13 protein-coding genes are annotated in these 14,164 nt (G+C 45.0%); 7 read left to right on the top strand and 6 right to left on the bottom strand.

Going from position 1 to position 14,164, the window contains the following annotated elements:
* Nucleotides 1-40: 40 nt before the first annotated feature.
* The 6 genes from ruvB to SVI_RS11195 all read right to left on the bottom strand — a co-directional run bounded on the left by ruvB (nt 41) and on the right by SVI_RS11195 (nt 6,067).
* On the bottom strand, nt 41-1,060 hold the full coding sequence (gene ruvB / locus SVI_RS11170) for a Holliday junction branch migration DNA helicase RuvB (protein ID WP_013051625.1): 1,020 nt from the start codon (nt 1,058-1,060) through the stop codon (nt 41-43).
* Nucleotides 1,061-1,099: 39 nt separating this feature from the next.
* Nucleotides 1,100-1,717, bottom strand: coding sequence for a Holliday junction branch migration protein RuvA (gene ruvA, locus SVI_RS11175; RefSeq protein ID WP_013051626.1), 618 nt, complete (start codon nt 1,715-1,717; stop codon nt 1,100-1,102).
* Nucleotides 1,714-2,235, bottom strand: coding sequence for a crossover junction endodeoxyribonuclease RuvC (gene ruvC, locus SVI_RS11180; RefSeq protein ID WP_013051627.1), 522 nt, complete (start codon nt 2,233-2,235; stop codon nt 1,714-1,716). Before ruvC ends, ruvA begins: the two co-directional genes overlap by 4 nt.
* 3 nt (nt 2,236-2,238) lie before the next feature.
* Complete coding sequence (locus tag SVI_RS11185; protein ID WP_013051628.1) at nt 2,239-2,985, bottom strand: YebC/PmpR family DNA-binding transcriptional regulator; 747 nt, start codon at nt 2,983-2,985, stop codon at nt 2,239-2,241.
* Nucleotides 2,986-3,113: 128 nt separating this feature from the next.
* Entirely contained in the window at nt 3,114-4,901 is a 1,788-nt protein-coding gene (gene aspS / locus SVI_RS11190) for an aspartate--tRNA ligase (protein ID WP_013051629.1), read from the bottom strand.
* Nucleotides 4,902-5,071: 170 nt separating this feature from the next.
* Nucleotides 5,072-6,067, bottom strand: coding sequence for a GGDEF domain-containing protein (locus SVI_RS11195; protein WP_013051630.1), 996 nt, complete (start codon nt 6,065-6,067; stop codon nt 5,072-5,074).
* A gap of 149 nt (nt 6,068-6,216) precedes the next feature.
* Here SVI_RS11195 and cmoA point away from each other — a divergent pair, with 149 nt between their 5' ends.
* The 7 genes from cmoA (at nt 6,217) to SVI_RS11230 (ending at nt 14,160) form a co-directional block, all read left to right on the top strand.
* Complete coding sequence (gene cmoA / locus SVI_RS11200) at nt 6,217-6,951, top strand: carboxy-S-adenosyl-L-methionine synthase CmoA (protein WP_013051631.1); 735 nt, start codon at nt 6,217-6,219, stop codon at nt 6,949-6,951.
* Nucleotides 6,952-7,017: 66 nt separating this feature from the next.
* Nucleotides 7,018-8,010 (top strand): tRNA 5-methoxyuridine(34)/uridine 5-oxyacetic acid(34) synthase CmoB, encoded by a 993-nt coding sequence (gene cmoB, locus SVI_RS11205; protein ID WP_013051632.1) that lies wholly within the window; start codon nt 7,018-7,020, stop codon nt 8,008-8,010.
* Nucleotides 8,011-8,093: 83 nt separating this feature from the next.
* On the top strand, nt 8,094-8,858 hold the full coding sequence (locus SVI_RS11210; RefSeq protein WP_013051633.1) for an ATP-dependent zinc protease family protein: 765 nt from the start codon (nt 8,094-8,096) through the stop codon (nt 8,856-8,858).
* Between the two features lie 15 nt (nt 8,859-8,873).
* Nucleotides 8,874-10,379: an inactive transglutaminase family protein gene (locus SVI_RS11215; RefSeq protein ID WP_013051634.1), complete on the top strand. Its 1,506-nt coding sequence runs from the start codon at nt 8,874-8,876 to the stop codon at nt 10,377-10,379.
* 2 nt (nt 10,380-10,381) lie between these two features.
* Nucleotides 10,382-11,344, top strand: coding sequence for an alpha-L-glutamate ligase-like protein (locus tag SVI_RS11220; RefSeq protein ID WP_013051635.1), 963 nt, complete (start codon nt 10,382-10,384; stop codon nt 11,342-11,344).
* Nucleotides 11,307-13,124 carry a M2 family metallopeptidase gene (locus SVI_RS11225; RefSeq protein ID WP_041419888.1) on the top strand — a complete coding sequence of 606 codons (1,818 nt, stop codon included), beginning with the start codon at nt 11,307-11,309 and terminating at the stop codon, nt 13,122-13,124. The genes SVI_RS11220 and SVI_RS11225 overlap by 38 nt, the downstream gene beginning before the upstream one ends.
* Nucleotides 13,063-14,160, top strand: coding sequence for a DUF3541 domain-containing protein (locus tag SVI_RS11230; protein ID WP_041419889.1), 1,098 nt, complete (start codon nt 13,063-13,065; stop codon nt 14,158-14,160). Before SVI_RS11225 ends, SVI_RS11230 begins: the two co-directional genes overlap by 62 nt.
* Nucleotides 14,161-14,164: the final 4 nt, after the last annotated feature.

Genomic DNA, 14,164 nt, shown 5'->3' on the forward strand with positions numbered 1-14,164 from the left:
TCACTGTTCAATAGCCGTTTAAGTTTATAAACTCTATGAGTTAGTTATTCTCTGGCTGAATAATATTAAAGTGCTGATAGGCACGTTGAGTCGCTATGCGTCCGCGGGGCGTTCTCTGTATAAAACCTTGTTGAATCAGAAAAGGTTCCAGCACATCTTCTATGGTTTCCCGCTCTTCACCTATGGCTGCAGCCAAATTATCCAGTCCGACCGGACCACCCATGAATTTATCTATGATAGCTAGCATAAGCTTTCTATCCATATAATCGAAACCTTCAACATCGACATCGAGCATTTCTAAAGCCAGATCGGCAACACGCTTATTGATCTCACCGTCATGTTTAACCTCAGCATAATCTCTCACCCGTCTCAATAAACGATTAGCGATACGAGGAGTACCACGAGAGCGTCTTGCCACTTCCAGTGAACCTTCATCGTCAATAGGAAGCTCGAGTACTTTGGCTGAGCGGGTCACTATGGTGCTGAGATCTTTAACATTATAGAACTCGAGTCTCAGAGGAATACCAAATCTCGCCCTTAAGGGAGAGGTTAATGCTCCGGCCCGAGTTGTGGCACCGATCAAGGTAAATGGTGGCAGATCGAGTTTAATCGAACGCGCTGCAGGTCCCTCACCTATCATGATATCCAGCTGATAATCTTCCATCGCCGGATAAAGGATTTCTTCGACTACGGGACTGAGTCTGTGGATCTCATCGATAAATAACACATCACCTGGCTCTAGGTTTGTAAGCAGCGCAGCTAAATCTCCCGCTTTTTCGAGAACCGGTCCAGAGGTCGACTTGATGTTGACTCCCATCTCATTGGCTACTATCAGAGCCAAGGTGGTTTTACCTAAACCTGGCGGTCCATAGATCAACATGTGATCCAGTGCTTCACCACGATTCTGAGCCGCCTGAATGAACACCTTAAGTTGAGCTCGAGTCGCATCCTGTCCCGTGTACTCATCGAGTAATTTAGGACGCATGGCTCTGTCTATCTGCTCTTCATACGCCTCAACACCTTGAGGCTCAGCATGAATAATACGATCGGCTTCTATCATCTATCTCTCTTTAAATTGCATCTTATACAGGTACTATTACTACAGCATCGACTTGAGTGAGGACTTTATCAGTTCCTCTGAAGTCATGCCGTCTTTATAAGCCGCTGATACTGACTTGCTAGCCTGTGCGGACTTATAGCCTAAGGCCAACAAAACGGCAATCGCATCTTCTTCGGCAGTATTGACTATTTTTGTTGGTGTGTAGTTAGTCTTGAGCATAAATTCTCGCTCGGAGCCTGCCGAGGCTTCCATCAGGCTCTTGAGCTTATCACGCATCTCTATCAAGAGTCGCTCGGCTGTCTTCTTACCGACCCCAGGCAACTTGACTAAGGTGGCGATATCATCGCGTTCCACACAGGCAACAAATTCGGCCGATGTCATTCCCGACAAGATGGTTAATGCCAGCTTAGGCCCAACACCATTGGTCTTGATCAACAAACGAAATAGCGCGCGTTCCTGCTTGGTGATAAATCCGTAGAGAAGCTGAGCATCTTCACGGACCACGAAGTGGGTGTAGATAATCGCTTCTTGATTGAGCTCAGGAAGCTCATAAAAACTAGTGAGGGGCATCTGGACTTCATATCCTAGGCCACTCACTTCTATCAAAATTTCTGGGGCTTGCTTCTCGATAAGCAAGCCGCGTAATCGACCTATCATCTATATCGTCCATATGTTCTTTTACTTGCCACGCCACCGAGAGCCAAGAGGCTTTGACTGGTATGAAAATGACAAATTGCGACACCTAATGCATCGGCGGCATCAGCTTGTGGGGAAGCCGACAGTTTGAGAATTTGCTGTACCATGTGTTGAACCTGTGATTTTTGCGCCTTACCCGTGCCGACTACGGCACTTTTTATTTGGGTCGCGGAATATTCGCCAACAGGAAGATCGACATTGGTCGCAGCAACGATGGCCGCACCTCTGGCTTGGCCTAACTTAAGCGCTGAATCGGCATTTTTAGCCATAAACACACGCTCAATCGCAAATTCTGTGGGCTGGTACTGACGTATTATTTCGGAAACCCCATCGAAAATTTGCTTAAGGCGATAGGCGAAATCATCAGAACTAGTCCGAATACAACCACTTCCTAAGTAGATAGGGTGCCTACCGTTTCGTTTGATCACCCCATAGCCAGTGATCCTTGAACCGGGATCTATACCGAGTATTATTGACATAGGTTATTCTAGTGTCTCCATGACTTCATCGGATATTTCGGCGTTATGATACACCTCTTGCACATCATCATGATCTTCAAGATTATCAATTAAACGCAGGAATTTGGCCGCGGTACTAGCATCGAGACTGGCTTTTGTCGATGGCACCATGGTCACCTCGGCGTTGACAGATTCTAGACCCGCAGCATCTAAGGCATCTTTGACTGCACCAAAATCTTCGGGACTAGTAAAAACATCTATGGCCCCATCTTCATGGCTGACCACATCATCGGCGCCCGCTTCTAAAGCCGCATCCATGACGATATCTTCATCTGTCCCTTCGCCATAAGATATGATGCCTTTTTTATCGAACAGATATGAGACCGAACCGTCTGTACCTAAGTTACCACCGGATTTACTGAACGCATTACGCACGCCAGATACGGTGCGATTCTTATTGTCCGTCATAGTTTCGACCATGACGGCCGTGCCGCCGGGTCCATAACCTTCATACATTATGGTCTCTAGTACCTGACCATCAAGCTCACCGGCTCCACGTTTAACGGCGCGTTCGATAGTATCGCGAGTCATATTATTAGACAGTGACTTATCGATAGCAGCGCGTAATCTTGGGTTAGAATCGGCATCTGAGCCACCTTCACGGGCAGCGACGGTTAACTCACGAATAAATTTGGTAAAAAGCTTTCCTCGCTTGGCATCTTGCGCCGCCTTGCGATGCTTGATGTTGTCCCACTTACTGTGACCTGCCATGTGAATGCTCCTGATTTCGAAGAGGATAAATTACTGGATGAAGAGGATGGAACTTGAATAGATGTACGCTAAATGAGAATTGAATCAAACTGAGAATAAAAAGCCGGGTTACCCCGGCTGTTCATTGATTACTCTGGTGTTTCTTTTTCTTCTTCACTCTTGATGACGTCAATGCCTAACTCGACGAGTTGCTCAGGATTAGCGAATCCTGGTGCATTGGTCAAGGGACAAGCCGCTGTGGTGGTTTTAGGGAATGCCATCACATCACGAATTGAGGAAGTACCTGTCATCAACATGATGATTCTATCTAAACCAAAGGCTAGACCGGCATGAGGTGGTGTACCATAACGCAATGCTTCTAGCAGGAAGCCAAACTTCTCATTGGCCTCTTCCTCTTCGATACCCAGAATACGGAAGACTGCGGTTTGCATCTCACTGTTATGAATACGTACCGAACCACCACCAAGCTCACAGCCATTTAATACCATGTCATAGGCATCTGAGATAGCTGAAATCGGGTCGGCTTCGAGTTGCTCCGGCGTCATGCCGCTAGGCGCGGTAAATGGATGGTGCATGGCATGCAAGCCACCATCTGATGTACGTTCGAACATAGGGAAGTCAACCACCCATAGTGGTTTCCAATCGCCCTTTAGCAGGTCAAAATCTTCACCGGCTTTGATGCGCAGTGCGCCCATCGCTTCGGAAACTATGTTTGCTTTATCTGCGCCGAATAAAATCAGATCACCGGACTTGGCATCGGTGCGCTCAAGCAGACCCTTTACGACATCTTCGCTAAGGAACTTAAGTACAGGAGATTGAATCCCCTCTAGCCCTTTATCCAGATCATTAATCTTCATCCATGCTAGGCCTTTAGCACCATAGATGGTGGCATACTTAGCGTATTCGTCTAGTTGTTTGCGAGATAACTTGGCACCACCTGGGATACAAAGTACCGCAACGCGTCCCTCTGGATCCGTAGCGGGTCCCTGGAACACCTTGAACTCGACGTCGGTCAGTAGATCGGCAACATCGATAAGTTCTAACGGATTACGAAGATCTGGCTTGTCGGAACCGAAGCGGCGCATGGCTTCGGCAAACGTCATCTTAGGAAACTCACCGAGATCAACATTGAGAAGCTCTTTAAAGAGACTACGCATCATCTCTTCAGTTTTATCCATGACCTGGGCAGAGGACATAAACGAGGTTTCTATATCGATTTGGGTGAATTCTGGCTGACGATCGGCACGTAAGTCTTCATCACGGAAACACTTAACGATTTGATAGTAGCGATCGAAACCCGACATCATCAACAACTGTTTGAACAGCTGAGGAGACTGAGGCAGTGCGAAAAACTGCCCCTTATAGGTACGACTAGGCACTAAATAATCTCGTGCACCTTCAGGCGTTGCCTTGGTCAAGATAGGCGTTTCGATATCGAGGAAACCATTACCATCGAGAAAGCGACGCACGGCGCTGGTGACTTTAGCGCGGAAAATGATACGTTCAGCCATCTCAGGACGACGAAGATCAAGATAACGGTATTTAAGTCGCTGCTCTTCCGTGTTGTGCTGATTCTTGTCCATGTTAATAGGCAGAGGCGCAGAGCTGTTCAGGACAGTTAAACTTGTACCTAAAATCTCAATCTCACCAGTACGCATTTGGTTATTGACCTGACTATCTGGACGAGCACGGACCAGGCCCTTTATTTGGACACAGAACTCACTGCGCAGGCTACAGGCAACGTCGAACACTTCAGGTAAATCCGGATCATATACAACCTGTACGATCCCTTCTCTGTCTCTTAAGTCGAGAAAAACCACTCCACCTAGATCACGGCTACGATTTACCCAACCCACTAGGGTCACTTCTTGTCCAACGTGAGACTTGTTAACGTCTCCACAATATTGACTGCGCATCTAACTCTTTCCTTTAATCCGCAAACCTAAGGCTGAGGAATATTCTAATCAACACAAAGCGGCATTATAGTAAAATATTGCCGCTTACAAAACCACTTAGCCGCTAGTCGGCTAAGGATCAATCATATTTTGCTGAAATCAGCTGATTTCATCTCGAGTGAAAATCATTATCATGATGATTTATAGCAATTGCCACCACTTTGTTTCGCTTGATACATTAATTTATCAGCAAATTTGAGTAACTCTACCGCATTGTCGCCGTCTGCAGGAAACATTGCAATGCCAATACTCGTCTTAACATTCAATTTTGAGCCATCACAGTGGAAGGATTTTGATAAATTACTGATTATGGTATCTGCAACCTGACAAATGAGATCCAGATCTTTAGTTCTGTGCAATATCACCACAAATTCATTACTGTCAAATCGCGCCAAGGTATCAGAGCGGCGTATACAAGTGCTCATCTCCTCAGTCACAAGTGTGACCAGCTTATCACCCACACTGTGGCCCTTCTTTTTATAGACAGATTTAAGTCCTGCGATGTCGATACAAAGCAAGCCGAATCTAGCCTGCTCTCGACTGTGCAATAACATCGCCTGCTTCAATCTGTCATCTAACAGGCTGCGGTTGGCAAGACCCGTGACAGGATCATAATTAGCCATCTTGTTCAATTGACTCTCAAGTTGGCGTCGTTTTGACCGCTCTTTTACCAATAAGAATCTACACACACAGATGAGCGTCAGCAGAATCAAGAAAACAAGCATGATGCTTATCCCCTGCTTAAATTCTGCCGATTGTTTGATGTCCACAGATGGGGGCTTGAGCTCAGACTGACTGTTAACTTGTCGCTTGGACTGATCAAAATTAGTAGTGAGTAGCGCCATTAGCGGAATCATTTTGTCCCGTGATGGATGCATACCAAACGGACTATAGGGAGCCAAAATAGGCGATACTTCACTTATTAGAGGGCTGGTTATTGACAGCTTAAGCCACTCACGGCACGTATCTACCAAGATAGCATCAGTCTCACCTTGAACATCGACAAATTGATATGGATAGCGCGCTTCGCCCATGGCTGAGATAAGAGGTTTAACTTCATTAGACCAAAGCGGCCCCGAAGATAAAATCAGCACAAAAATAACAATTCTAGAGGTAAAATATTTCAAGAGTTATATCCAAAAAGCAAAAAGAATGTAATCAAATGGTTACTCATTAGCCATTAGACAAAACTTTACCCGAAATATCCAGCACTAGACTTGCTGCATATGATGTTATTTCGATATAATTAAAGGTTGAATTTACAGACTAAAATCAAATGACATCATCTCAAGATAATATCTATGCTCAGGCATGCGAAAATGTAAGCGACTTTCAGTTTGATGAAAAAGTGGCTGGCGTGTTTAACGACATGATTAGGCGATCAGTGCCCGGGTATAGCCAGATTATTAATACCTTAGGCGCTTTCGCCCAAAGATTTGCTACATCTGATAGCAATATCTATGACCTGGGCTGCTCGCTAGGCGCGGCCACCTTAAGTGTCCGACGTCAGATAGATAACCGTAATTGTCGTATCATAGCGGTTGACAACAGCCAGTCTATGATTGAACGCTGTCGTGAAAATTTAACGGCTTATGTGAGTAGTACGCCTGTCGATTTAGTCTGTGGTGATATCAGAGATATCAAGATAGAAAATGCTTCTATGGTTATCCTTAACTTCACCATGCAGTTTCTGGCTCCTGCTGACAGAGACGAGCTTTTGAGTAAGATCTATCGTGGACTCAATCCTGGTGGCATTCTGATCCTTTCAGAGAAATTAAACTTTGAAGATGATGAGATACAAACACTTTTATATGACCTTCATCTCGACTTTAAACGAGCCAATGGCTACAGCGAACTGGAAATAAGCCAAAAGCGCAGTTCTCTGGAAAATGTGATGAAGCCAGATACCTTGTTACAACATCAAGATCGACTAAAACAACAAGGTTTCAAACATTTCAATATATGGTTTCAATGCTTCAATTTCGCCTCTATGGTCGCCATTAAGTCTTAGAACCCAAGAATAACGATAGATTTCGTTTATAATTTCAACTCAGTAGCTTCAAAAGGTGATAAGCAAGTGATTAGTTTCAGCTCCTTTTACAAACAGATCGCAGATTCAAGCCTGCAGCATTGGTTAGAGACCTTGCCTGCAATATTGGGTCAATGGCAGAGAGAGCATAAACACGGCACCTTGCCTAAATGGGAAAAGGTCCTCAATAAGCTTCACTATCCAGAGCCTGACACCTTAGATCTAAAGAAGAGTGTCACCATAGGCTCAGGTAGCCAGCTAAGCTCGGGTGAACAAGAGAAACTCGAAAATTTACTGCGTATTTTTCAACCTTGGCGCAAGGGTCCTTTCTCTGTCCATGGCATAAACATAGATACCGAATGGCGTTCTGACTGGAAATGGGAACGCGTCTTGCCTCACCTATCACCTTTAAATAACCGAACCATACTCGATGTAGGCTGTGGCAGTGGTTATCACATGTGGCGAATGCTAGGTGAAGGCGCCAAACATGTTGTGGGTATCGATCCTGCCACCCTCTTCTTGTGCCAATTCGAAGCCATCAAGAGATTAGCCGGAGAACATCATCCAATTCACTTATTGCCCCTGGGCATAGAGGAATTACCCCCAGTGGACGCCTTCGATACTGTTTTTTCTATGGGGGTACTCTACCACCGCAGATCACCTATCGATCATTTGTTACAACTAAGAGATCAATTGCGAACAGGTGGTGAACTTGTTTTAGAGACATTGGTTATCGATGGTGATGAAAATACAGTTCTCGTGCCTGAAGATAGATATGCCAAGATGAATAATGTATGGTTTCTGCCTTCAGCTGCCGCATTGGAAGCCTGGCTTAAGAAAGCAGACTTTATCAATGTAAGATGTGTCGACATCGATGTGACCTCATTAGCCGAACAGAGAAGTACCGATTGGATGCCCAACGAATCCTTAGTGGATTACCTGGATCCAACCAATATCGATCTGACGATTGAAGGTTATCCAGCGCCAAAGCGAGCAACATTTATCGCCACGAAAAATCAGCCTAATAAAGATTTAATGTAAGTGATCTAGGCCTATATAGTTTCACGCTATATAAAGCTCGAGAACGGACCACCGAAATAAACACAATAGTAATGGGAAGCACTATGTTAAAGCAGATATTCTGTATCGCTGCAATTACAACCTTAGCCGGTTGCGCGTCGACAACTACAACCGAAAAACATTTACAACCCATTGATGCTGCAGCATTAGAAACCAGCTTAGCGAAACAACAAGCCGATCTCGTTGCTGTCATACAAACTGATCTAGTTACTGCCATAGATGAAAATACTCAGGCACAAGCTGCAAGCTATAAAGTGTTATCCACACAGCTTACCGCTCTGGAGATACAGATAGCTCAACTCAAGCTTGAGCCCAAAGAGAACATCATTCCGGTTGCGCAGGAATGTCCATCCTCCCCCTTGGGTGACAAGTTCCTACTGGGTGCGACTGAAAATGTCTATATCGAAGAAATTAAAACAAGTTTTGAAACACGTATAGACACAGGAGCCGAGTCCTCATCACTTGATGCCCGCAATATCATCCTCTTTGAGCGTGATGGTAAGCAATGGGTTCGTTTCGATGTTCTCACTCAAGGCAGCGATGCCCCGGCAGAAACCTTCGAGTCAAGAGTCGAACGTTTCGTCCATATCAAGCAAGAAGCCGACCAAAAGAGTGACCGCCGCCCGGTTATCCATGCGCATTTGCAGATTGGTAAATATAAGGCTGAGACCGATCTTAACTTAGTCGATCGTAGCCATCTGGATTTCCCTCTCTTATTAGGCCGTAAGTTTATGCAAGATATTGCTGTTGTCGATGTGGGTCAAACATTTATCCATGGAAAAAAATCTGACTCTCGCAGTCATAAATAAATAGGAATAGAGTTAATGCATTCTAAGAAACCCTTTTACATATTGGTTGCCTTACTGTTCATTGTAGGTATAGCAAGCAGTATTTTTCGTGGTATTGAACACAATGTTCCCTTCTTACCCGGTAAGCAAGTGCAAAGCTGGACCGTCGAGGCTAAAGTCCAATTTAAAGCCACTGGAAAACCTGCTGAAGTTTCATTCTCACTGCCAAGCGATCCGGCATTTGAAATCTTAGTTGAGAATCCCAGCTCTCCAGGCTATGGACTGTCCATTACAGGTGATCCGCAGAACAAACGAGCAAACTGGTCGATTCGTTCGGCTACTGGCCAGCAAAACCTTTATTATAAAGTCACCATTATCCCCACAGGGATCACCAAAATTAAGGCGATAGAAGAGCCAAAGATTGCCGATACTTATACTTGGCCGGAAACAGAGAAGGTAGCAGCAGAACAAGCCATCGAAGAAGTCTGGGCCAAGAGCGCCACTAATCTTTCTTTCGCGAGCCAGCTTAACAAAGCCTTCAACGCCGATGAAAGAAGCCAAAATATCGAATTACTGTTAAGCAGCAATTCTCCTAGCAAGCTTTTTGTTCATATGCTCAACAACAAGGGTGTGCCGGCTCAAGAAGTCAGCGGTTTGTACCTTGAAGATCAGCGACGCAGACAACAATTGACCAACTTTGTAGAAGTCTATAATGATGGCGAGTGGCACCTTTTTAATCCTAGCGATGGTACCCAAGGTCGTCCTGACAACTTGCTTCTATGGGATAGATCAGGAAAATCGACCCTAGATGTTATCGGTGGGACCAATTCTCAAGTGAATTTCTCAATGCTTCAGGATACCCGCTCTGCACTGGCAACGGCTCTTGATGTGATGAACAATCAAGGCGCCCTCGATTTCTCTTTATATCAACTGCCTCTTGAAGAGCAGAGCCTGTTTAAAGGCATCTTGTTGATCCCCATCGGCGTGTTAATGGTGGTATTCCTTCGTGTCATAGTCGGACTTAAGACTTCAGGCACTTTCATGCCAGTCTTGATTGCCTTAGCATTCATTCAAACCACCCTGTTAACCGGCCTCATAGGTTTTATTCTTATTGTCGCTTTTGGCTTGATGATCCGCTCCTATCTATCACAACTCAATCTTCTGCTGATTTCCCGAATATCCGCGGTGATCATTGTGGTTATCGGTATCATAGGCCTGTTCACCTTACTGTCATATAAATTTGGACTCAGTGAAGGATTAACCATCACCTTCTTCCCTATGATCATTCTTGCTTGGACCATTGAAAGAATGTCGATTCTATGGGAAGAGGAAGGCCCTAAGGAAGTGGTTTTACAAGGCGGTGGTAGTTTATTCGTAGCGACTCTGGCTTATCTGGCCATGAGCGCGCCTTGGATACAGCACTGGGTATTTAACTTCTTGGGGATCCATTTAGTCATCTTAGCTATCGTGCTACTTATGGGACAATATACCGGTTACCGTTTACTCGAACTTAGGCGCTTTAAGCCCTTGGCTGGAGAATAACCATGAAGTTCTCATTTGCCTGGCCATCGGCTCTGCGCAACAATGGCGTTCTTTGCATGAATAAGCGTAACATCGACTATATTGGTCGTTGTAATCCGCGTAAATTCTACAAGCGTGTCGATGATAAGCTCACGACCAAACAACTGGCTTTAGAAAATAACATCGCCGTGCCTTCCCTTATAGGTGTAGTACGGGAGCAACATGAGATAGAGAGTATCCCGGCTATGGTAGCCGCAGAAGATGGCTTCGTTATCAAGCCATCGAAAGGCTCAGGCGGAAAAGGCATCTTAGTGATCACTAAGGTAGAAGCCGGTCGTTACTACAAACCTAACGGTCAAGAAGTCACGCCTTCCGATGTATATCGCCATGTATCGAATGTACTTAGTGGCTTGTTTTCTTTGGGCGGTAATCCCGATGTGGCTATTGTTGAAGGGCTTATCCAATTCGATCCTGTTTTCGATGGTTACTCCTATGAAGGGGTGCCAGATATTCGCCTTATCGTTTACAAAGGCTTCCCCGTCATGGGTATGTTGCGTTTGTCGACTGCGGCATCCGATGGCAAGGCTAACTTGCATCAGGGAGCCGTAGGCGTTGGCGTCGATATCGGTACGGGTAAAGGCTTGCATGCGGTACAGTTCGATCAACCCATAGAATTTCATCCGGATACCAATAAGAAGCTTATCGATATAGAGGTTCCACACTGGGATTTCTTACTCCACACAGCGTCTAAAGCCTATGAAATGAGTGAGATGGGCTATTTAGGCACAGATATGGTGCTAGATAGAGACAAGGGACCCTTGCTGCTTGAGCTCAATGCCCGTCCCGGTCTTGCCATACAAATTGCTAATAACCGTGGGATCTTGCCCTATCTAGATAATGTGGACAAGCTAGGTAATCATAATATGACGGTGGATGAACGTGTTGAATATGCTAAAAAGCATTTTTGTCATAGCGCTCAGCTCTAGCCTTATATTGAGTACGGCGGTTAAGGCCGCCGTTTCTCCTGTGCCTTTACTTGTCGAGCAATGCTTGCAGCTGCTACCGCCTGTCAAGGTGTTTGCCCAAGACTCTCAGGCCGAAAACCTAAACGATACTGCAATAACCCTTACGGATGAGGCTCTTATCAAACAGAGTCACTCCCTTGAAGCCTCCCTGATAAGCCTGTTTAATATCAAAGACAGATTGCAATATTATCGAAGCTATCCCCTACCTCCCCTCTATCAGGAAGGTCTGCTTCAATGTCAGCTTCACTTGGCCGATATGATGGCAGAGACGTTGGACTCGCCCTGGTTTGCACAATTCACCGATAAATTAGCCCATGCTGGCGAAAATAAAGAACTCACCCAACTGTTAAATAGGCTAGATACACTAGAGACGGAACATCTCTCTTTAGCTAAAAAATCACAACTGCACACGGCTCAAGCCAGTATTAAACAAGGCTTAAGAACCCAGAAGCTGACATTAGAGTTTATGGGGCAAGATTGTCAATTAGCCCAGGTTAATAATATTCCTGTATCGGCTAAAGTCGGCAGCAACAATGAAAATAGGCAATCACCAGCTCCCCAAGCTAACAATGCTTTTAACCTCAGCATTGCAGCCTATTTAATAAAACAAGATGATCCCGTCTGTCAAAAACGTGTCTGGCAAGCCTACCAAGGGCGAGCAAAAGATAAAAACCGACCGGCACTCCAACGGGTCTTACAATTAAAGACCCTTCAGGCACATGACAAAGGATTTCCTGACTATGCCAGTTTCTCTCTGGCGAAGCAGTTTCTATCAACACCTGAATTAGTCAAAACATTTCTCGATAGCCAAACAAAACTAGCCCCTACGGCGCCCTGGAAACTGGGTCATCAACTTGCTCAATCTAACAGCATGCTCACCAAAAAAATGACTGGCCTAGAGTTAGTCAAAAAGATACAGACAAGGGCCGAAGTATTAGGGTTTGGTTTTGAGACGGTGACACAAAATATCCATAGAGTCTGGTATCAAGGTAGACTGTTAGGGGATATATTTAGAGAGCCAGCCAAACGAAGCAAGATACATATTTTAAGAGCGCCGGTTTTAGGGCGTCAGTTCGGTCAAATTCAACTGTCTATGAAGCAGCAGCTTAATCATAGAAAAGACAAGCAAGACCTGGTTAGTGCATACGCCACTGCTCTTTCTGCTTTAACAGGCAGCAGTCATTACTATTTGGTCAACACCATAGGTGAGACTCTCGATACCAGTAATATTGGAGAGGATTGGCTAGCCTTATATCTAGCCGAAGGTCTTATCCAGCCCTTAGCTAAGCAAACTCGCGAAAGTACGATTAGTCATTTTGCTAAGCAGCTTAAAGTGTTCAGGGCTAAAGTCGCATTAGATTTTTATTCTGCTACTGGCCTGAAACCCTATAAGAGCCTCGAAGATGAATTTAAAGCGTCATTCGCCGGTGACTGGAGCCCCCCTGAAGATTATCCCTATAACTTTTACGCTATTGTCACCATTGGTCCTCTGTATTATCAAGAGCTTTGGCAAGCTTCACTGTCTCAATACCTCTATCAAGTGACAAAGCACTGTGAAAATCAGCACAGCATATACGATACCTTGGTGGTAAATGAAGATTCAAATACATTAAATCAAAGGCTTAAGATATTGCTAGGAGAGCCTGTCGATGCTCTATCTCTCATTAAAAGGATACAAGATGACTTTTCTTACCAAGAAAAACTTTCTCAAATTGAGCGCACTTTCACTTGCCCTATTTAGTCTGACTGCAGCAAGCACAGTAAAAGATGCAAGTCTGACTCAAAGCGATAAAGTGTATCAAGGCATAAAGAATAATCTCGAACAGCACCTTTACCAACTGCCTCCTCGCGTGCAGGGCCATTACGGGATCCGTCTCTACCGCATGACGGGGGACGAGAAGTATGCCAATGCAGCACTTGTCGACCTCTATGCCGTCACCGAATCTCAAGCCTTCTATGCCTGCTCTCTCGATAATCCAGGATTTATCACCTCCGAGGCAGAAAAAGCCATATCTTTACTGGGTAAAGGCCCCAGAGCTAAGGCCAGAAAACAGGCATTAGCCCCCTTTCCTGATTTTATATTTTACACAGATGTATTACTCAGATTTTCGAGCCGTATTCATGAGTTTGGCTTAAGGGGTCCCTGTAATGATAAATTGCTCACTGCGTTAAAGAAGACTGACTTAAAGACAGGGCTTACCGATAAAGCCATGATCAAGACCTGGGCGGCGCAATTAATTAACTATGTATACTGGGCTAAACAGTTAGGGGTTGGAGACTATATCAAGGAGTACAAACAGGCCTTCATTGAAGTTTATCCCAATAACAAGGATAGCGAACTCGATAAGAAACAGTTTCAGAACAAGTTATACGGCCTCACTCACTTCATCTTTGCTGCGAGTGAATACTATCAGCACGATGTCGATCCAATAGAGTTTGCCTGGATTTTGGACTATTTTGAAGCCAATATCGATCGGATCTTAGAAGATGCCACCGACGATATCATTGCCGAAGTGGGAATAAGCTTCCACCTAGCCGGACAGTCTGACAATCCTGTGGTAGCCAAGACTCAGGCCCATATTGTCAATGCCTTCGATGCAGACGTGCAGTTTATTCGTTCACCTATGGGCAATTCTGACTTAGCCCAAGGTGAACACAGAAATGTCTTGGCCATGATGTTACTCAATTGGCCACAGAAGCTGCATAAGGGACCCTACTTCACCGAACTCAAGGCGACCGAGAAATACATGCCTAAACTGGTATCGGTTAACAAGTAATGGC

It is taken from the genome of Shewanella violacea DSS12, assembly GCF_000091325.1.
Taxonomy (GTDB): domain Bacteria; phylum Pseudomonadota; class Gammaproteobacteria; order Enterobacterales; family Shewanellaceae; genus Shewanella; species Shewanella violacea.